Below are 20,284 nucleotides of genomic sequence, written 5' to 3'. Positions count from 1 at the left end.
GACTTTGTGAAATATATGGTATACTATGGGGCAACCACAGAGTCAATACCCGGAGGTGAAATTATTTATGAAAGTCACCATTCGCAAATTGGCGGATTGCATCGGCGTGACGCCGGAGACCATCCGGCATTACCGGGAGATCGGGCTGCTGAATCCCAAGGTGAGGGAAAACGGCTATTACGACTACACTGTAAACGATGCCCTTGCCGCCCTGTTGACCAGAGAAATGCGCACCTATGGCATGCAGCTTGAATCCATCCGGGATTCCTCCGGCAGCATCGGGGAGTACAACCAGCTTTTGGCAGCTCGGGAAGATGAGCTGGAGCGGGAAATGGAGATGATCCGGCTGGAGCTTTCCCGCATGCAGGAGACCCGGATCTACGCCAGCTGCGGGGTACGGATTCTCAATAAGGTGGAGGAATTCGAAGGGCCGCCCACCTGGGCAGTGGCGGCGATTAACCGGCAGAAGGGCTTTCTCCCGGACTGCGGGGTGGAGCAGTGGGTAAAGCATTTTCCCTTCACCTATGTATCCGCCACCATCCCCCTGGAGGAACTGAACAGCCGAAAAGGACCGGATCTTTACGACATTCAGATTGGCTTGGGCGCTCTTATTCATTATGTGGAGAAGTTTCAGCTTCCCCTGGACGGCCGCGCCTATTACCAGCCTGGAGGCCGCTTCATCCGCACCTGTATCACCACCCGGGACCTTTTCTCACTGTGCCCCCAGGATATCTCCCCCCTGCTGGAACACGCAGAAGCCCACGGCTATGTCTTTGCCAGCTGCACGGGGGGACGGCTCCTCTATATTGACCGCACGGAAAAGGGGCCCCTTTTCTACCTGCTGGTCTGGGTCCGCGTCAATTAACCTTCTTTAACCAATTGTCCTGCCACACTGCTGACCTTTTCCTGAGTTTCTGTCAACTCTCTTGCCGGATGTGACATTTCCACAATTCCGGCTCCTACTCTAACCCATGTTTCCTCCGAATCCTGAACTATGCTTCTCAAGACCAGCGCCGCATCCAAGGTTCCATTGTTATCATAGGTTAACACACCGCCACTGTATAAATTGCGGGCATCCTTTTCCATCCTGCCAATGGCTTCGATTGCTTCCTTTTTAGGGATTCCGGAAGCCGTAACCGCCGGAAACAGGCTGCAAAAGGCATGCCATGAATTGTACTCCGCCCTGAGCTTTCCTCTTAATCGGGAACCCAAATGCTGCACAGTTCCCCGTTCAATCACCGACATAAACTCGATTACCGCTACCGAACCCGGTTCACACACCTGTTCCAGCTCTGCGTCAGCCAACTTTACCGACATGGCATGTTCGGCGACCTCCTTAGCATCGTGCAGCAATTCCTCTTTTAAATAGTTATTGGTTTCCGAATCATTAAGCAAAGCTCTGGTTCCGGCCAGGGGAAATGTATAAACGGTGCCGTCATCATCCACTTCAGCAATGGTTTCCGGACTGAAGCCCGCCACCTCTAGCTCGGGAAATCTGTAATAGTACGACCTGGCCGGCGTGTTTCCCCGTCTTCCCTGCAGGTAGGTCTGCAGCATATCCAATCGATGGTGCACCGGAATCTTTCTGGATAAGATAACTTTCTGATATTTTTTATTCCTGATCTCTTTAACCCCAAGTTCAACGATCTCTTTATAATACTCTTGATCAAATATTAAGATCTCTTGCCCATCATAAAGTATGGCATTGTTTTCGCTTGCATTGTTTTGCAAGGCATTGACGATATTTTTCTCCATCCTTTCTATAGCTTCCTGATTAAGAGCACGCAACAGAATCCTGTCCTTATGGACCCTGTATTCTTTATCAGGTATGATGAAATGAAAGAGTTCCTCTGTTTCCCCTCCCCTGTTCAGATCATATAAGTATCTGGCCAACCCGAAGTTGGCAATTCCATAGGCTCGCCAGGAATCAACAGCCACAGATTTAAACAGCTTATCAAGATCCCGGCAGAGATCGGATACCTTGATGCTCTGTCTGACACTCTCCTTTTCCATAACCATCTCCTCCGGAGTAACCATGATCTCACAATATATCCCTACTCCTACGGAAACACAATCCTTGTTTTCATATAAATAGACATTCTCCTTTTCACCACCGCACAGACGGCCGGCAATCTCATAAATTGCCTTGCTGCTTTCTATTGAGATGTTTTTCTCATAGTATTTTTTCATAAGATGCTCCTCCCTTTCCATCCACTGACAAAAATCCACCCTCTCTTCAAATTGAAACAGCATGGCTGATACCTGCTTTAACAAAGCCCATGTGTCGGGCGGGATCGACACATGGGCTTCGCCTTTGGGCTTTTTCAGTATCAGTATGGCAGCCAGGCAATCCCCGCCAGACGCCTATCATCTCCTGCCGATACTCCACATCAACAATAATTCAAAATCTCCCTGATCAACCGGGCTATTTTCTCCGGTTCTTTGCTCAACACTTCCGCATGCCCTCGGTTGGGAAACTCATAGATATCAAGGGGCTGTTTGCTGATTTCTTCCAGCAAGGGGGTGAACTGGGCCCCATAGATCTCATTGCCTCCGATCATCACCGAGACCCGGGCCTCCACCCTGGCGTTTTTCCCTTTCAGATCATAGCGGTAAGCGGCTAAAAGCGCATGGAGCAGCGCTTCCCGGGTTATCTGCTCGTAAATGAGGGGTTGGAGAACCTCCACATCATTGTTGGCGGCAAAGCCCATATTTTCTTTAACCGGGGAGGGGAGGTGTTCCCCGGCCAGCAGTTTTAAAAAAGCATCGGCCATGATATTGGCGTATTGTTCCGTCATTTCCCCCATGGCTTCATACTGGCCCCCATCCAGGAGCAGGTTCATAACCTTGATCTTATCCCTGATAGCCATTTCCACGGCTACACTGGCACCCAGGGAAACCCCGTAGACGGCCTGAACCTTATCAACCCTAAGTTCCTCTAAAGCTTCGCCAAGCTTACCGGCCGTTTCCTCCACCGAGACCATGTATTCCCTGGGGTGGGCGGTATGCCCTTCCAGTTCCGGAATCAGGAGGCAATACCGGTCTTTCAGGTCCCTTATGATCCTGGCAAAGCAGGTTTGCCAATAAAATCCCGCCCCATGAATCAAAAGCACCTTGGGGCCATGGGGTTCCCCCAGCCTGTGCAGCTTACAATTCCCCTTCTTCATACTCATCATCAACCTCCTGTTCCAAAACTACCTTACTGATCCGGATCTCTGCCTTCAGCTCAGCAAGATCCTTGAGTATTTCCTCCATATCAATAATGTCCATGGCGTAATAGATGCCAGGGGGCAAAGGCTTCGCCAAAACCGCTTTCGCTGCATAAGCGGCTATGATGGCGCTGGTCTCGCTGCTGCAAGGGCTGGCTGCCTCCGCCCTCATCAGGGCCCGCTCCTTCCCCAGCAGCCCCTGCCCCTCAATCCTTGTATAACTGAAGGGTTCACGGCCTGCCATGGTTTGCCGGAATATCTCAATCACCTCCCGGACAATGCTTTTGTAGCCGGCTCTCCCCAGCTTATATTGGATGACCGCCTCCTGCAGTTTGCGGATCACCCGGTCGCCAAAGGATGAATGGTACCAATGGGCTTCCTGCAGCCCATAGTGTTGAGCAACCCTTGCCGTTTCCACGGTCAGATAATTTTGAAAGCGGAACTCCCTGCCCCTGATCCTCTCCCTCCTTTCCCCTTCATCCCTGACCACAGCCCCCTGCTCATAATAGCTGAGCGCCGTCCCAAAACCGGATAAATTGGTGAGAATAAAATCCTCGATAGCCGACATGCTTGGTATTTCTTCGCTTACACTCAGGCCGCTGATGGTCTCCGGAGTGTCAAAGGACTGGCAGACATGCCGCATCAGCAGCCCGCTCATCCCCGGAAAATAGCCGGCGGACAGCACAAAGACAGCCTTATCCTTTCTGTCCGCCAGCCGCTCTTCCAGAAAGGCCTCCCCCGAAGGATCAATATAAGGGACCTGCCAGTCGGCAGCCATCCGGGCGACCTTCTCCCCATTGAGGAAAGAAGCCCCCGCGCAATTGATCAGGACATGGCACTGCCGGCAGAAGTGCTGCAGCTGCTCAGTATCGGCAATGTCAAGCTTTACATACTCACAACCGGCGGCAGATGGCCTGGCTTGGCTATGATAGGAAGCCATCAGGCTGTATTGACCCTTCAGCAGGTTCAGTATTCTGCTCCCTATTTCGCCCGTACCGCCTAAAACCCCTATACGGTGCATAGAATCCCCTCTTCTCTTTTAGTATCGGAAATCCAGGATCTTGCCGATGTTCTTTTCCAGATTGGGTTCAACAATACAATCAAAATGCTGGCCGGCGATCACCTCATAGCTGTATTCCCCTTGGAGATAGGGCAGCCAGGTCTCCAGGTTCTCCCCAAAAAACTCCCGGAAGAAGCTCCCTTCCTGCTGTTCACAAGAGAACAACCGCACCTGCCCCCCATAGGGTCTGGGCTCATGGCTGGCCACGCAGCCGAAATTCTGGGAAAAAATATTAAACAAGGTATTGAGCATCCTCCGTTCATGCTCCATTAAATTGGACTCAGACCGCTCAATGGTGGCGTAGAGATCGTTCAGCCTTTCCGAAATCGGCTTTCTGGACAGCTCCTTAAAGTTATCCCCAATCTCCTGATACGGACCGTCCAAAGAGCACAAGGCTTCGGCGCTTACCTCACCCTGGCGTTCTTTGACCAGGAATTCAATGCACCGTTCCAGATCCGCCTCCTGGGTGGTATATCCCGCTTCATACTCATTGGCGTTAATCAGCCGGGCAAAGGTGCGCTCCAGCAGCAGCTCATTGTCCAGGCTGGTTTCCAAGGCTCGGGCATACACCTGATCGGGCAGCTCCCGGTAGTGGGTCATCTCTTTCTGCATTTGAATGGTGGCGCTGATCAAGGTGACATCGGAAACCCGATGCCCGGACTCCCGCAGATGCTCCGCCGCCTCCAGGGCAATCACCCCGCCTACACAATGCCCAATCAGAATATAATTGGCAAACCCTAAGCCGCTGAGAATTTTGCCGTATTTTTTGCCCAGCAGCTTGAAGGTCTCCTGGGTCTCCATGGAAATATAGTCAACCTCATTGCCAAAGGAAAATCCCAGGACACTTTCATCCTCTTTGCTGTCCTTTTCAATATAGGCGATGAGATCCGTATAGGCGGAGAGGGTCCCTGTTCCCGCATGGAACAGCACCTTGGCCACGGACTGCTCCCGGGGCAGCCGGCTGTCTTTGATTTGGATCAGGGAGGGATCAATAAAGGTGTCCCTATGGCTGAAGAATCTCTCTATCTTGGCGGCGACCTCTTTGACCGTGGGCGTTTGCATCATTTCCGTCAGCAAGGCGCTCCATTCCCAGCCTTCCGCCTCTTCGATCTCTTCCACCATCTTGCCCACCACCTGGGCGATCAGAAGTGAATCTCCCCCTACCTCATAGAAATTGTCCTCCCTGCCTAAGGAAGCTATTTTTAATTCCCGGCACCAGATAGCGGCAATCCGCTTCTCCAGCTCCGTTTCCGGCAAGGCTTTTTCTCCCGGCTCCGTCCCGGAAGCCTGGTGGTTTTGCTCCAGATAGGCCCTTACCCTGCCCATATCCACCTTCTTATTGTCCGTCAGGGGCAGGGCCGGCAGCACCAGCAGGGTGCTTGGAATCATGTAGGGAGCAACCGTATTGGCTAAATGCTCCTGCACCCGCCCTTTGTCCAAGGGCTCATACTCCCCGGCATACCTGGTGATATAGATGGTTTGGCCGGAGATATCCAGCTTGCTGTCCTGACCGGGAAATTCAAAAACTACCTCCCCGCCGTGGCGGCTGAAGATCTTTTCCCACTGGGCCCTGGTGAAAAAGGTTTGCTCCTCCCCCCGCTCGTCCTGGAATCCGGTCAGTCCGTCCTTAAATTCCATGGAGGTCAGCAGCATATAGCTGACGCGGGTTTCCTCCAGAATGATCATGGTTCCCCGGTCCACCAGCAGGTGCTTCAGGTTATCCATCACCTCATGAATATCCCTGGCGTTGTGCAGAACATTGGCGCAGAGAATCAAATCGAAGGAAAAGGCCTCATAGCCCTGGAGGGCAAAATCCTGATTGATGTCAAACAGTCCATAGTTCACCCATTCATAGGAGCGGAAATTCTCCTGGGCATGATTGAGAAAAAAGGCGGACAGGTCGGTAAAATGATATTCCACCTGCCGGCCTTCCAGCTGGGGGATCAGATCCAGGGATGTTCCGCCCACTCCCGCCCCCACCTCTAAAATCCGGAAGGGCCGGCCCGGCTCTTTTTGGTTGGCTTGGCGGCACAGATAAAGGACCTCCTTAACCGCAATCCCGTTCTGGATCTGATTGATTTTGTTATCATGGTAGGCCGCCATGGCCGGTGCCACATCCCCTTTGGGGAAGAGCACGTTGAGAGGGTTTTCCTGTCCCTGAATCATTTCCGGCAGCACATCGCTGGATTTTTTCAGATAATCCACAAATTCCCGGCTGTAGTTGAACTCCTCTTCAATCCGGTAGAACTCATCCCAGAGGGCCCCGGAATCGAGGTGAAGGTTATGTTCCATCAAAGCAAAGGCTTGCTCTTCTTCCCGGAGCACCCCTTCTTTCACCAGCACCTGCAGCCATAATTTGGTCAGCTTATGGAGCTTTTCGGGAATGTTCATGGTTTGAATGATTTCCTCCCAGGCATGGCGCTTATCCACTTCCGCAAAGATCCCAAAGCCTTTGAAGGTATGATAGATATCGCTGATCACCACTTCTTCCGATTTGGCCGTCCATTTTTCCAGCAATTCCCCGTCCATGCCTGCCTCATAAAACCGGCCCGCGGCGGCCAGCATGGCCAGCTCCTCATCATCTGCCCCGATATCCTGCTGTTCCGACCTGCGTTTGGGCGTAATCACCGCACTGATCTTTAATTCATCGGGGGGCGTCCCTACGGCCAGGGCCAGGGCTGAATCGATCAGGGGATAGTCGGTTAAGGCCGTACGTATTTCAGCCAGCTCGATGCGGTGGCCGTGGATTTTGATCTGCTCATCACCGGCCTCCCTGCCTCTGAACATGATATTGCCATCCCGCCTGTAGTACCCCCTGTCCCCGGTCCGGTAAATTCTTTCCCCCGTCGCCGACAGCCTGCCATACTTTTCCCCGTTCAGCTTCTCATCGTTCAAATACCCCAGGGATAAGCCATCACCGGCTATATACAGGTTCCCCTCCACATAATCCGGGCAGGGCCGCCCCTCACCGTTCAGCACATAGAACCTTTGATTGGCCATGGGCTTCCCATAGGGAACACTTTTCCCAAAGACTTCACCTTTGGCAATATCATAATAAATCGACCAAATGGAGGCCTCCGTGGCCCCGCCCATGCTGACCACCCTGGCCTGGGGAAACATGGCGCCAATGCGCCCAGGCAGGTTGACCGGTATCCAATCCCCGGATAAAAACACCTTGCTCAAGGAGGTTTTCTTCTTCATGCTCTCCACAGATTCCAGATAATTGACCACCATCTGCATTTGTGCCGGAACCGAGTTCCATACACTGATCCGGTTCAGCAGGATCAGATCATACAAATATTTGGGGTCCCTGATCTGTGACGAAGCGGGCATAACCAAGGTGCCCCCCGCCGCAAAGCAGCCGAAAATATCATAGACCGACAGATCAAAGGAGAGATTGGCTAAGCAAAGAAACACATCGGATTCGTCTATTCCATAGCGGTGATTGACATCCATGATGGTATTCATAGCCGCCCGGTGGGAAATAACCACCCCTTTGGGCTCCCCGGTGGTCCCGGAGGTGAAGATAATATAGGCCGGCCGGTCGTAATCGGGATCGGGGGTAAAGACATCCAAAGGCTCACTTCCCAAGGACACTTCCTGCAGATTGACGGTGGTGCAGCCTTCCCAGGGTGGGCAGCCTTCCTGGGCAGGGCTGCCTTCCCGGGCGATACGGCCCTCCCGGGGAGAGCAGCCCTCATCCTGGATTAACAGCACTTTAATGCCGGCTCCCCTCATGATTTTTTCCCGGCGGGCAGAGGGTTGGTGGACATCAATGGGCACATAGGTCCCCTTCACCAACAGGACGGCCATGACCGCCGCGATCTGCCATTGGTTTTTATCGATGCTGATGCCCACCCTGTCCCCGGGCTGCACATCCTGTTTTTTCAACAGATCCACCACGGTCTTCACATAGCGGGAAAAGGATGCATAGGTAAACTCCTCCCGGTCTGTGATCAACGCCGTCTTGTTGGGATAGTGCCTCAGGGAATGAAGGAACCCCTCCTCCATCATCCGGGGAGGATACTCCCTGGCCGTGGCGTTAATGATCTTTCTTACTTCCCTGGTTCCCAGGGGCAATTCCACCGGAAAATGATCTGCCAGAACCTGCTGCTCAGGATCACAAAGGGAGCTGATTAAGCGGGAAAAACTCTCAAACATGTCGTTGAGCACCGGCTCTTCAAAAACCCCATCCCTGACATCCCAATTTATTTTCGCCCCGCCATTTTCATCCGCTACCTGGCAGTCAAGATACACTTGGGGAGTTTGGCTGATCTTGTAGCGGACCCTTCTGCGGACCGTGGCGTCCTCCTTGCCGGCAATCCCTGCCGTACTTGTGAAAACCACCGGGATAATGATATTCTTTTTACGCTCTTTGGTCATTTTTCTGAGCACTTCCACCCCGGACAGAGCGCTGTGTTCCAAATCCGCCCAAAGATCCTTTTGGATAGCCTGGGCCCTTTGGCTGAAGGGAATACTGAAATCCAGATCGATGGAAGAAACGATGACATCGGTAAAATCCCCCACAACCTGCTGGATATCTTCGGCAAGGGGCGGACGATTGAAGATGGTTGTGTTGATGCTGAACTTATGGCTTGAGGACCATAAGGCGGTCACTTCCGCCAGGGCCGCCATGACCAGCACGGAGGGAGTAATCTGAGCCTCTTTGGCTCGCTCGCAAAAGGCCTGCCACCTTTCCTTCTCCAGGAACAGCTTCTTTTGGGAAAACGTATGCTCCGTCAGTCCGGTTTTCTTGATGACCGGAAGCTCCGGGGCTTCGCCCAGAGAAGGCAGCTTTTGCTCCCAATAGGCTTCGGCGGCCTGCCGCTCCCGGGGATTCAGCCTCTTCCGGTCATTTTGATATATGACACTATCCCGGTAAAGGGTGGGGTAGCTGATGGGCCCCTCAGGGTTTCTGTAAAAATGCTCCAGATCATTGAGGATAATGTTCATACTGGAAAAATCAGCGATCAGCATATCCACTGAAAAATGGACCACTGATTTTTCGGCATCCAGGCTGACCGCCACCTCGCACATGGGCCACCGGCCCAAGGGGTATTGCTTATGGGCCAGGCTTTCCCGCAGGGCTTCCCGGCCCTGGTCATTCCTCTCCCCGCCCAGATCAAGGACCGGAATCCTTATCAGGGGAACCGTTTCCTGAACGATTTGGTATCCCACATCGTAGACGATGGCCCGCAGCATATCATGCTTTTGGATGACCTTATTCCAGGCCGCCTCCAGCCTCCTCATATCCAGAATTTCCTCAAACTCGATTTCCAGATAGCCGTGGCAGGCCACCCCGCCTAATTCATAGTGCTTATTGCGGCCCACCACATAAGAATTCTGGATATCGGTCAAAGGAAACTTATTGAACCGGCCCCCCGTGTTCCTGGCCAAACCGGCCTGCTGGTTCCCCTCCAGGTACTGGATAATCCCTTGTTTATTTTCTTTTAAAAAGCCTCTTATCTCTTCCGTAACCGCACCTTTCGGCGCTTTGAATTTCAAGGCTGACCCTTCAGGCCATAAAACAATCCCCTGGTTGCGGAATTCCTTCATTCTTTTTTCAATCGTCATTGACGGCAACCTCCTCTAACCTAGCTCATGAACTTCTTCAGATGATCTCTTCTTCATAGCCGCTGCCCAGCTTGGCTATTTCCAGGGCAAATTCCCCCAGGGTGGGGAAGCGGAACAGGGTTTGGATGGATATCATCAGGGGAAGCTTTAACACCGCTCCTGCTCTGGTGACGATCTCCACCGCTTTCAGACTATCCCCCCCTAATTTAAAGAAATTATCATGGCGGGATATCTCTTTTTTGTGCAGCACCTCCTGCCACACTTTGGCTATCTGCTCTTCCATTTCCCCCTGCGGCGGCGAGAAAGACCTCTTCTGCCAACGGTTCTTTAACAGCTCACGGATCTGTTTCTTGTCAGGTTTTCCATTGACCGTTAAAGGCAGCTCCCCGGCACAAACATAGACCGCCGGGATCATATAATGGGGAAGGCAGTCTGCCAGAGCCTCTTTTACCCCCTCGCTCTCCAGATACCTTTTTTCCTTGGCCACCAGATAGGCCGCCAGCACCTGATCCCCATGTTCTTCGCTGAGGCACACCACAGCATTGGCCACATGGGGCAGCTTCATCAGGGCACTTTCCACTTCTCCGGTCTCAATGCGGTGACCCTTGATTTTGACTTGATTGTCCAGCCTGCCCAATAATTCAATGGTGCCGTCTTCCCACATTCTTCCTGAATCACCAGTTTTGTACCAGGGGATGGTGTCCGTTTTAAATTTCTGCCCGGTCAAGGCTTCATCACCCCTATAGCCTTTGGCCACCCCGGCTCCCCCTATCCAAAGTTCCCCGGCCACATAATTGGGGCAGACCCTGGCCCAAGGGTCCATGACCTTATAGATCTGGTTTTTTAAGGGGTGACCATAAGGAATGGTGATCCAGTCCGGGGGCAGCCTCTTTGGCACAACCTGATAATTGGACCATATGGAAGCCTCCGTCGCCCCTCCCAGGGCCACCACCGTGGCCTTTCTGTTCAGAGCATAGAATCGCCGGGGCAGCTCAAGCCCTATCCAATCGCCGGAAAGCATGACCAGCCTTAAGTCAACAGGCGCACCCCGCTGCTCCGCCATGGTCACCAGCATATCAAAAAGGACCGGAACCGAATTCCAAACCGATAGGGAATAGTGTTGCATAAGCCTCAGCCAGACATCAGGATCTTTATAGTTCTCTTCGTCCAGGACAATGACCCTGCCCCCCGCCGAGAGCATGCCAAAGAGATCGTACACCGAAAGATCAAAATCGATGGCGGAAACCATCAGGACCGAATCCCTGGCTGATATCCCGAATTTGCCATTGATATCCTCAATGGTATTCACCGCTCCCTCATGGCTGATCTCCACTCCTTTGGGGCTCCCGGTACTTCCGGAGGTCATAATGACATAAGCGCTGTCCTGTGGGGAAGCCATGACCGGCTTTTCCAGACCTCCTTTGTCTGTCCCCATTTCCGGGCCTCCTTTGTCCGTCCCCACTTCCAGACCTCCTGTGTCTGTCCCCACCTCCAGGCCTCCTGTGTCCATCCCCTCTCTATCGCTCCCCTTTCTATCCATCCCCGCTTCCGGCCCCACCACCAGGATACCTTCATGATCCGGAGGCCCGCCGGGGAAAGCTTCTCTATGGGTTACCAGCGCTTTTAAGCCGATCTGCTTATACAGCTTCCGCCGCCGCTCCTCCGGCTGGTTAATGCCGATGGGAACATAAGCCCCGCCGGCCATGAGAATACCCAATATGGCATAGATCTGTCCGCATCCCCTTGGCAGGAAAATGCCGACATAGTCGCCGGGTTGGACTCCCTTCCGGACCAATAATCCAGCCACGGCCAATGCCCTGCGGTATAATTCCCCGTAAGTGACCTCCCTCTGAGTCCCGCTGTCGATAAGGGCGATGCTGTCAGGGTTTTGGCGGACATGACTCAGGAAGTCGTCAAGCAGAGTCCTGGAGGGAGGATTTAAGGGAAGAAGCTTTGCCAGTTCCCCGGCCCGTTGAACTTGCTGCCTCGGGGGCAGGACATCAAACTCCTGATTCCAGTCATCATGTTGGGCCAGCCCCTGGATCAGGTCCTGGAGGGCGCCGAACATATCATCCAGTAAACCCCCGGGGAATAATTCGTCCACCGCATCCCAGCAGAGCATCAGCTCTTCATCATGGACATAGGTTTGAAAATCAAGCCATACCTGGGGTGTCTGGGACACCATATAGCCCACCTTGCCAAAGGCCTGACGGGATAAGGGGGTCTCCAGGGGGTAGTCGATGTTGCAGGCGAACACAACCGGCGCCACAAAACCCATCCCCCCCATCTTCCCAAAGTGATCTCTTTGCACACGCACACCGGAATAACCGCTGTGGGCAACATTCTCCAAAAATGTGCTCTTAACCCGTTCCATGGTCATGAGAAAGGTTTCCCGGGGTTTTCTCCTGAATTCAACCAGCAGGAGATTGGTAAAATCCGCCACCATGGTGCTGATCCTCTCGTCCTCCAGATCCCGGTTGAATAAGGGAATATTGATGAAAAAGCTCTCCTGGCTGCACCATCTTTCCAGGACGAGGGCATAGGCGGTCAGCAGGAGCATGGAGGGGGTGAACTGGTAGCGGGCTGCGGTTTGCCTGATTCTTTGCCAATCCTCCCGGCTTACGCTGACCTGCCTTCTGCTGAATTTGGTTTTGCCGATCAACTCAGGCTTGGTTTGCAGGGGCATCCGCAGCCCTGCCCAGTCCATGGCCTGCAGCTTGCCTTCCCAAAACCCTCTATCTTCCTCCCGGTCCTGGTGTGCGGATTCCGCTTCTCTGCTGCGGATATAATCCTGAAAGGTATATTCCGGCGGTTCGGCAAGCTTCTTCCCCAGATAAGCTTCCGCCAGATCCCGGATGATCAGGCTGAGGCTTAAAACATCGGCGACCAGCAGGTCAACATCGAGGAAAAGCCTGCCGGTGTTGTCCGGAAGGAGAGCCAGAGCAAGGCCGGCCACCTCACCTTCCTCCACCCTGAGTTTGCGGTGGGACAGAGCGGACCTTATGGATAAAAGCTCTTCCTCCAGCTCATCCGGGGCCAATCCCCCCAGATCAAACACCTCCATCTCCTCACTGTAAGGGGAAGGCATGATGGCCTGCCGGCCATTGGGGAAGAATTTCGCCCTCAGCATGGGATGATGTCTCTGCAGAGCATTCCAGGCCTGCTTCAGCCTTAAGGGATCGATAAACTGTCCATGAAATTCCAGATAAGCATGGCATCCTACACCGCCTAAAGGCTGACCGTCATCCCTGCCCACCCAGTAGGCATATTGCACATCCGTAAGGGGGAATTGACCTCCGGGCTCTCCCCCTGATTCTTCCGCCGCCCTTTCCACTGCCCGTTCCGCCGCCCCTTCCGGGACCTTCCCGGCTTCCCTGATCTTTGCCTTGTTGATGAGCTCCGCCCAGCCCCTCAGGGTAGGCTTCTCAATTAAAGCGGCAAAGGAAATCTTCAGCTTGTATTTGCGGAGGCCGCCGGCAATCTGCATGATCATGAGGGAGCTGAGCCCCTCCTCAATGAGGTTGCTATGGGCGGCGATCTGCTCCGCGGCCAACAGGTCCCGGACTTTTTGGACCACAAACTCCATGGCCGCTGTTTTTAGATCCTTATGTTCCATGAAAAACCTCCTGCTTACCTCTGTGTTCCCAAGACCCTTAATTGCTTTCTGTCGATTTTCCCTACATTGGTGAGGGGCCAGGCTTCCAAATAAACAAGCTGATCCGGCAGTTTGTATGAAGCCACCTGCTGCCCCACTAAATAATTCCGCAGCCCATTCAGCGTCAGCCCCTTGTTCTGAGCCAGGATAAAGACACAAATCCTCTCCCCCAGCTCCTGATCCTCAATCCCCACCACTTGAACATCCCCTATGTCTTCATGTCTCAGCAGCAGCTCTTCCAGCTCCGACGGGGTGATTTTCTCCCCGGCCCGGTTGATCATCTCTTTCAGCCTTCCTGCCACTTGGAGATTGCCATTCTGCCAGCGGGCTTTGTCTCCGGTTTTAAAGTAGCCCTGGTCCGACAGGCAGCTTTGGTTGACTTCTTCAAGGTTATAGTAGCCATAGATGGTATAGGGACCCCTGACCGTCAGCTCACCATACTCCCCCTCCGGGACCTCTCTGCCCTTGTCATCCACAATCAATATTTCATCGTATGCCGAGATGGGTTTCCCCTGGGTGTGATACCGGATCTCCTCCCCGTCTGCCAAATCCGTACAACAAATCAAGCCTTCGGCGATTCCGAATATTTGCTGCAGGGTACAGGCAAAGGCCTTTTCGATCCGGGCGGCTAAATAGGAATCCAAGACCGCTCCCCCCACCTGGATGACTTTAAGGGAAGAGATGTCGTACCCGTCATCCAGCTCCAAAAACTCAATACACATATGGGCCAGGGCCGGCACCAGGCCGGTTATAGTCACCCCTTCCTCCTCAATCAGGGGGATGATTTCGTCCGGGCTGGCCACCGGACAAATCACGACCCTGCCGCCAACAGTCAGGGTACCCAGCAAACCTGGGCAACCCAGGGGAAAATTGTGGGCCACCGGCAGGGCCGCCAAATAGACGGACTCCTGATCCAGGCGGCAGCGCTCCGCCGTCTTTTGCGCCACATAGAGATAATCGGCATGCCTCCTGGGAATCAGCTTGGGGATTCCCGTTGTTCCTCCCGATAATAAAAACAACCCCACCTCCCCGGAGCCGATCTCCGGTTCATCACTTAATTCCGGGCCTTCCCGCAAATCCTCATAAGCGATAAATTCGTCACTTTGGCCAATGACGATCACCGCCGGAGGGGTTTGGCTCTCCCGGCAGATTTCCCTGGCCAGGCTTTTATAGTCAAATCCCAGGTAATTATCCTTGATCACATACCCTTTGGCTCCGGATTTTTCCATAATCCCTTTGATCTCTGTTTTTCTCTGGGCCGGCAGGGCCATGACGGGGATAACTCCTAATTTGAACAGGGCAAAAGCGCTGACGACAAACTCAATGGAGTTGGGAATCTGCAAGACGATCTTATCCCCCTTGCCAAATCCCCGCCTTTGCAAACCGGCCCCTATTCTCCCGGCTTCCCTTTCCAGCTCCTGATAGGTCACTTGCCGGTCCGCTTCGGTTAAGGCGATGTTGTCCCCATAGTTTTCGCTCCAAGCCGACAGCGCTTTGCCCAGGGTCATATCTTCCCACACCTTGGCGGCATAGAAGCTTTCCAGACTCTCCTTTAGACTTCCAGTCATGAACTCCCCCACTTTCTTTTACAGACAATTTCTTCTCCAGGCACTTTCCCTTGCAGACATTTTCCTCTACAAACACTTTCCTCTACAAACACCTTCCTCTACAGCACTTTCCTCTACAGCACTTTCCTCTACAGACACTCCCCTCTACAGGCACTTTCCTTTACAGACAACTGAATCCTATGCTGCAGGACAGATGCTCCGCCATAAAGACCGGGTGACAGGACCCCCTGCTTTTGTCCAGCAGGATGATCCTCCCCTCTTCTTCCCCTTTGACGGCAAGGTCTTTCAGATCACTGTAAAACCCTGTTCCCCTGAATTTCAGATAAGATTCCTTGGCCACCCAAAGCCTGAAGAAATTCCTGGGCTCCCTCTGTATGTATTCCCGATCTTCCCGGGTGAACAGGCCCCGGGCAATGGCTGTATAGTCCAGCCCTTCATCAATGAACTCGATATCCACCCCCAGCTCCCGGCCATGGAGCCCCACCAGGGCAAAGTTTTTCGAATGGGCCAGGTTATAGTGATAATTCAAATCATTGCTTATCAAGGGCTTTTGATGCTTTCCCCGCCGGAAAGGCAGCTCCTCAATCCCGCAATGCAATAAATTGGCATAGATAGAGTTGACAATACTATGGGTCACCCGGTAATTGTTTCGATCAGACTCTTTCCTGTAGGAGCCAAGCAGCCGCTCCTCCCCTTTGGTTAGATACCGGAAGCTTTCCATTCGGCACGCCTCCCTGATGGTATTAACGAGAAAGAGCTGGGGGATCCCCTTGTTCAGCCCCTCTTTTACTTCAGGAGTGACCACTTCCTCACTGCCGGTGATGTGATATAGCTTAAACCGCTCCCCATGGGTGTTCATGAGCCCAGATAGTCCTGGAGTATCCTGAGCACAGCCTCTTTATTGCTGAGAATAAACATATGTGCCCCGGCCACGATCTGAACAGCAAAGTCACCCTGGGTATAATTTCTCCACATCAGTAGTTCATCAAGGGTAAGCTCCGGGTCCTGATCCCCCATCAGAGTCAGAATCGGGCACTTAACCTTTTCGATCTCCCGGCGGTGATAGGTTTCGTCCAGGCGGAAATCCGCCCTGAGGGTGGGCAGGAAAAGGCTCATCAATTCCGGGGAGTCCAGGATGGAAGGAGGTGTGGCTGAAAACCTGCCGATTTCCCGGACAAAATGAGCATCATCCAACTGATGAATGGGATGGGTTTCCTTGAGGCAGGGGGCTTTTCCGGCGGCGATAATCATTCCCTCGGGCTGGCAGGGAAGATTCCTTTGCCGGATCAGCAGGGCCAGTTCATAAGCCACTTTCGTACCGAGGCTGTGTCCGAATAGGTAATAGGGGGTCCCATCCCTAAGCAGGGGCTCCATCCCGGCCCACAATTCCTCAACCAGCAGGGTCAGGCTTTCCAGCGGCCTTTCCTTGATTCTGGTCTCCCGGCCCGGATAGTGGGCCGGAAGAATCTCTGTGTCTGTAAAATGCTTTTGCCAGGAATGGAAAGCCGAGGCTCCGCCCCCTGCATAGGGAAACAAAAAAAGTCTGTTGCGGGCCGCTCCCTTGAAGGTCCTTACAAAATAGGGATTGCTCATCATGCCTTCTCTTCGTCACCTCCCAACCATTCCCAAAAGTTAGTACAAACTAACTTTTTCTTTAAAAAAATGGGCCCTGCCCCCACAAGACCTAAATTTGCTGAAGGGATACCAAATGGGCATAAAGCCCGCCTTGCTCGATCAATTGGGCCGGAGTGCCCTGTTCACGGATGCGGCCCTTGTCCAGAACCACAATCTTATCCGCATTGGCCACGGTCCTCATCCGATGGGCAATGACCATCACGGTTTTATTTTTCAACAAGACCGACAAGGCCTCCTGGACCAGGGTTTCACTTTCAGCGTCCATGGAAGCCGTGGCCTCATCCAGCAGGACAACCGGCGCATCCTTCAACAGCGCCCGGGCAATGGAAATACGCTGCCGCTCCCCGCCCGACAAAGCGCTGCCGTTTTCGCCGATGTTCGTCCGGTAGCCTTCCGGCAGACGCTCAATAAATTCTTCGCACTGAGCAGCCCGGGCAGCCGCCCTGACTTCCTCATCCGTGGCCTCCCGGCGGCCCAGCCTGATGTTCTCCATGACCGTATCATCAAACAGCATCACATCCTGAAAGACAATGGCGAAATTCCGGAACAGAGTTTCCGGCTCGACCCTGGTTATATCCACTCCGCCCAGGGTAATCCGGCCGGAATCCGCATCCCAGAAACGGGCGGCCAGTCTGGAAATGGTGGATTTCCCGCTGCCCGAGGGGCCCACCAGGGCTGTGATCTCCCCCTGTTTGGCCAGGAAGGAAATCCCGTTTAGTACGGGTTCATCGTTATAAGAGAACACGATCCCGTCGAACTCCAGATCATATCCCTGGTTGTTGCAAACCGGGTCCCCGGTCTGCTCCGGTGTGGCGTCGATCTGCTTCATTCTCCCCACACTGACCAGGGAGGAAAAGACTTCCGCCAGCATCATAAAGCAACTGGTGAAAGGATCATAAATCCGGCCGGCAAACAACAGGAAGAGGATGAACATGGGAATGGACAGGGAACCCTTGGCAACCAGGTAGCCCCCCACCAGCAGCACCGCCACCAGGCCGAAGCGCAAGATAAACTGGGCTGCCGTAGTGGCCGCCCCCGGGGCCAGCTCATTGCGGAAGGAGCAGCGCACCACTTGATCCAGCTTTTGTTCCAGCCCCTCCAGATACTCTTTTTCCCGGGAGCAGGCTTTAAGCTCCCCAATCGTCTCCAGATATTCCTGGACCCCGTCATAAGCGGTGCGCTTGGCGTCCAGATTAGCTCTTTCCGCTTTCTGCTGGGCTTGGCGGGCGGCGATGACCACCAGGGCGGCCACCGGCACCGGCAGGGCAATGCACAGGCCCAACCGCCAATCCAGGATAATTAAGCCAAGAACCGTCAGTATAAACATAAAGATTGTTCCCAACAGCTGGGGAATAGCGTTGGCAAAGACCCGCTCCAGGGCTGTGCAATCCCCCATAATGGTCGCCGTCAAATCGGCCAGATTCTTCTGCCCGAAAAAAGATAAGGGCAGCTTGCGGAGCTTTTCCGCCAGCACAATTCTGCGGTTGGCGCTTTCCTGATAGGCCACCGTATAGGTCTTGTTGTACTGCAGCCATTGGCTGGCAAAGACCATGGCGAACAGCACCACTGTCAGCACCCCATACAAGGGCATCCAGGAAACGGTCCTCTGCAGTCCGGCGGTTTCCCCCCCGATCCCATTGAGCAGCTCCATGACCACCAGGATCAGCAGGCTGACCGGCAGAATCAGGACGATATTGCTGAGGGTGGTGGCGGCGATCCCTTTGTTTAAATCCCTTGCCCCCTGATCGCTCAGGGCAAACATACGCTTCAGCATGACTTTACCTCGCCTCCAATATGCCATTGGGTGGATTTTGTGTAGTTATCCCACATCCGGGCATATTCCCCTCCCTGAGCCACCAGTCCGTCGTGGGTCCCCTTTTCCACAATCCCCCCCTGCTTCATCACCACAATCTGTTCGGCATCCCGCACCGTGGACAGCCGGTGGGCAATCATGACCACTGTTTTGCCCTTGGTAAGCCCCTTAAAGGCCTGCTGAATCTGCTGCTCACTCTCCGGATCGGCATAGGCGGTGGCCTCGTCCAGCAGGACGATGGGAGCGTCCTTCAGAATCGCCCTGGCGATGGCAATCCGCTGGGTCTCACCGCCGGAGAGATAAACCCCCTTACTGCCCACCACCGTATCGATCCCTTGGGGCAGCTTGGCTAAAATATCATCGCATTGGGCCAGATGGGCCGCCTGCAAGGCCTCCTCCCTGGTGGCCTCCGGCCGGGCGGCGCAAATATTGGCCAGCAGGGTATCCTTGAACAGCCTGGGGTTCTGAAAGACAAAGGCCACCTTTTTCATCAAATCCTCAGAGGCCATCTCCCTGATGTCCACCCCGCCGATCCTAATCACACCCTCCTGAACATCGTAAAAACGGGGGATCAGGCTGGCCGTGGTGCTCTTACCGGAACCGGAGTGTCCCACCAAGGCCGTTGTGGTCCCCGGCTTGGCGACGAAGCTGAGGTGGGATACCGCCGGATGGTCCGTCCCCTCATATCTGAAGGTGACGTCTGCGAAGGAGATCTCATGGCCGCCGGCCGTCTGGGGCCGGGCCGCTTCCCTTTGGGGCTCGGCGCTCAGAATCCCATCAATCCTGCGCATGGATTCCTCGGCCTGCATTTTGTAGCTGGTCATATACATGATTTTGTTAAGCATGACGGCACAGGCCGGCGAAAAGATCAGGTAAAACAGAAAGCTCTGCATAAAGCCCGGCAAATCGGGAGAAACCAGCCCGATGAGCAAGGCCGCCGGAACCAGCACCAGAAAGCTGGCATTGACGATGGAGTTAAAGGCCACCATCCCTTTTTTACAGGACATGGTAAAGGCCAGGGCGTCATCCCGATAGGATTGGATAGCGGCATTGAATTTGCTGAAGGAATGCACCGTCTGCCCGAAGACTTTGACCACCGAGATCCCTCTTATATACTCTACGGCCTCATGATTCATGGTCTCCAAAGCGTCCTGATAGCTTTGCATAAACTTCATGCTGTCTTTGCCGTTCAGGGAGCCTTGCAGGTAAAAGCCCACCCCAAACAGCAGCAGCAGCGGCAGACCCACCCGCCAGTCGAAGAGCAGCATGAGGACGAGGCTGGCGGCCATGGTAACCTGAGCCCCCACTAAATCCGGGAGCTGGTGGGCGATAAAGGTCTGGGTCTGAAAGCTGTTGTCATCAATAATTTTACGCAGCTTGCCGCTGGGATTCCGATCAAAATAGCCCAGGGGCATTTTGGCCAGATGGGTGAGGGCGGCCATCTTTAAATTCTTTTCCGTGCGGAAAGCCACCACATGGGAGCAAAGCAGGGCCGCAAAATAGAGGGCCAGCCCGATCAACTCCAGGATAAGGGCCAGCACTCCCCACCGGACAAGGCTCTCCGTGTCCAGGGAGCCCCCCGCAAAGACATCCAGCAAATCCTTGGCGGCAAAGTAGACACACAGAAACGGTCCCAGGATAAACAGGGCGCTGATCCCGGATAAGATACGGGATAGGGTGAGCAGCCCCCGGCTGGGGCCGGTAAATTCAAGAAGCCGTTTTATCCCGCTTGATTGCTGATTCATAACATTTCCCCGTCCTTATGGTTCT

The 20,284-nt window shown here is 53.8% G+C and carries 11 protein-coding genes; 1 reads left to right on the top strand and 10 read right to left on the bottom strand.

The genetic code is table 11. The annotated features are described in order from the left end of the window. Nucleotides 1-67: 67 nt before the first annotated feature. Nucleotides 68-865, top strand: coding sequence for a MerR family transcriptional regulator (locus DESLBE_RS23035; protein WP_144678326.1), 798 nt, complete (start codon nt 68-70; stop codon nt 863-865). On the opposite strand, the gene DESLBE_RS23030 is transcribed toward DESLBE_RS23035, so the two are convergent. The 10 genes from DESLBE_RS23030 to DESLBE_RS22985 all read right to left on the bottom strand — a co-directional run bounded on the left by DESLBE_RS23030 (nt 862) and on the right by DESLBE_RS22985 (nt 20,259). After that, nucleotides 862-2,190, bottom strand: a complete 1,329-nt coding sequence (locus DESLBE_RS23030; protein ID WP_243131368.1) for a salicylate synthase — start codon at nt 2,188-2,190, stop codon at nt 862-864. The genes DESLBE_RS23035 and DESLBE_RS23030 overlap by 4 nt on opposite strands. Before the next feature lie 200 nt (nt 2,191-2,390). Further along, nucleotides 2,391-3,173, bottom strand: a complete 783-nt coding sequence (locus tag DESLBE_RS23025; RefSeq protein ID WP_144678324.1) for an alpha/beta hydrolase — start codon at nt 3,171-3,173, stop codon at nt 2,391-2,393. Beyond that, on the bottom strand, nt 3,148-4,230 hold the full coding sequence (locus DESLBE_RS23020) for an NAD-dependent epimerase/dehydratase family protein (protein ID WP_144678323.1): 1,083 nt from the start codon (nt 4,228-4,230) through the stop codon (nt 3,148-3,150). Before DESLBE_RS23020 ends, DESLBE_RS23025 begins: the two co-directional genes overlap by 26 nt. 18 nt (nt 4,231-4,248) lie before the next feature. After that, entirely contained in the window at nt 4,249-9,843 is a 5,595-nt protein-coding gene (locus DESLBE_RS23015; protein WP_144678322.1) for a non-ribosomal peptide synthetase, read from the bottom strand. A 37-nt stretch (nt 9,844-9,880) separates the two neighbouring features. Beyond that, nucleotides 9,881-13,459: a non-ribosomal peptide synthetase gene (locus DESLBE_RS23010; RefSeq protein WP_144678321.1), complete on the bottom strand. Its 3,579-nt coding sequence runs from the start codon at nt 13,457-13,459 to the stop codon at nt 9,881-9,883. 14 nt (nt 13,460-13,473) lie between these two features. Further along, complete coding sequence (locus DESLBE_RS23005) at nt 13,474-15,066, bottom strand: AMP-binding protein (protein ID WP_144678320.1); 1,593 nt, start codon at nt 15,064-15,066, stop codon at nt 13,474-13,476. 160 nt (nt 15,067-15,226) lie between these two features. Then, nucleotides 15,227-15,925: a 4'-phosphopantetheinyl transferase superfamily protein gene (locus DESLBE_RS23000; RefSeq protein WP_144678319.1), complete on the bottom strand. Its 699-nt coding sequence runs from the start codon at nt 15,923-15,925 to the stop codon at nt 15,227-15,229. Further along, nucleotides 15,922-16,659, bottom strand: coding sequence for an alpha/beta fold hydrolase (locus DESLBE_RS22995; protein ID WP_243131367.1), 738 nt, complete (start codon nt 16,657-16,659; stop codon nt 15,922-15,924). Before DESLBE_RS22995 ends, DESLBE_RS23000 begins: the two co-directional genes overlap by 4 nt. 91 nt (nt 16,660-16,750) lie before the next feature. Next, entirely contained in the window at nt 16,751-18,475 is a 1,725-nt protein-coding gene (locus DESLBE_RS22990; protein WP_172625486.1) for an ABC transporter ATP-binding protein, read from the bottom strand. After that, entirely contained in the window at nt 18,469-20,259 is a 1,791-nt protein-coding gene (locus tag DESLBE_RS22985; RefSeq protein WP_144678316.1) for an ABC transporter ATP-binding protein, read from the bottom strand. Before DESLBE_RS22985 ends, DESLBE_RS22990 begins: the two co-directional genes overlap by 7 nt. Between the last annotated feature and the right edge of the window lie 25 nt (nt 20,260-20,284).

It is taken from the genome of Desulfitobacterium sp. LBE, assembly GCF_007830365.1.
Classification (GTDB): domain Bacteria; phylum Bacillota; class Desulfitobacteriia; order Desulfitobacteriales; family Desulfitobacteriaceae; genus Desulfitobacterium; species Desulfitobacterium hafniense.
This window is presented reverse-complemented; position numbering and strand designations above follow the sequence as displayed.

Coding starts and splice junctions, on each gene's coding strand:
- DESLBE_RS23035 (WP_144678326.1), top strand. CDS start 68: ATGAAAGTCACCATTCGCAAATTGGCGGATTGCATCGGCGTGACGCCG.
- DESLBE_RS23030 (WP_243131368.1), bottom strand. CDS start 2,190: ATGAAAAAATACTATGAGAAAAACATCTCAATAGAAAGCAGCAAGGCA.
- DESLBE_RS23025 (WP_144678324.1), bottom strand. CDS start 3,173: ATGAGTATGAAGAAGGGGAATTGTAAGCTGCACAGGCTGGGGGAACCC.
- DESLBE_RS23020 (WP_144678323.1), bottom strand. CDS start 4,230: ATGCACCGTATAGGGGTTTTAGGCGGTACGGGCGAAATAGGGAGCAGA.
- DESLBE_RS23015 (WP_144678322.1), bottom strand. CDS start 9,843: ATGACGATTGAAAAAAGAATGAAGGAATTCCGCAACCAGGGGATTGTT.
- DESLBE_RS23010 (WP_144678321.1), bottom strand. CDS start 13,459: ATGGAACATAAGGATCTAAAAACAGCGGCCATGGAGTTTGTGGTCCAA.
- DESLBE_RS23005 (WP_144678320.1), bottom strand. CDS start 15,066: ATGACTGGAAGTCTAAAGGAGAGTCTGGAAAGCTTCTATGCCGCCAAG.
- DESLBE_RS23000 (WP_144678319.1), bottom strand. CDS start 15,925: ATGAACACCCATGGGGAGCGGTTTAAGCTATATCACATCACCGGCAGT.
- DESLBE_RS22995 (WP_243131367.1), bottom strand. CDS start 16,659: ATGAGCAATCCCTATTTTGTAAGGACCTTCAAGGGAGCGGCCCGCAAC.
- DESLBE_RS22990 (WP_172625486.1), bottom strand. CDS start 18,475: ATGCTGAAGCGTATGTTTGCCCTGAGCGATCAGGGGGCAAGGGATTTA.
- DESLBE_RS22985 (WP_144678316.1), bottom strand. CDS start 20,259: ATGAATCAGCAATCAAGCGGGATAAAACGGCTTCTTGAATTTACCGGC.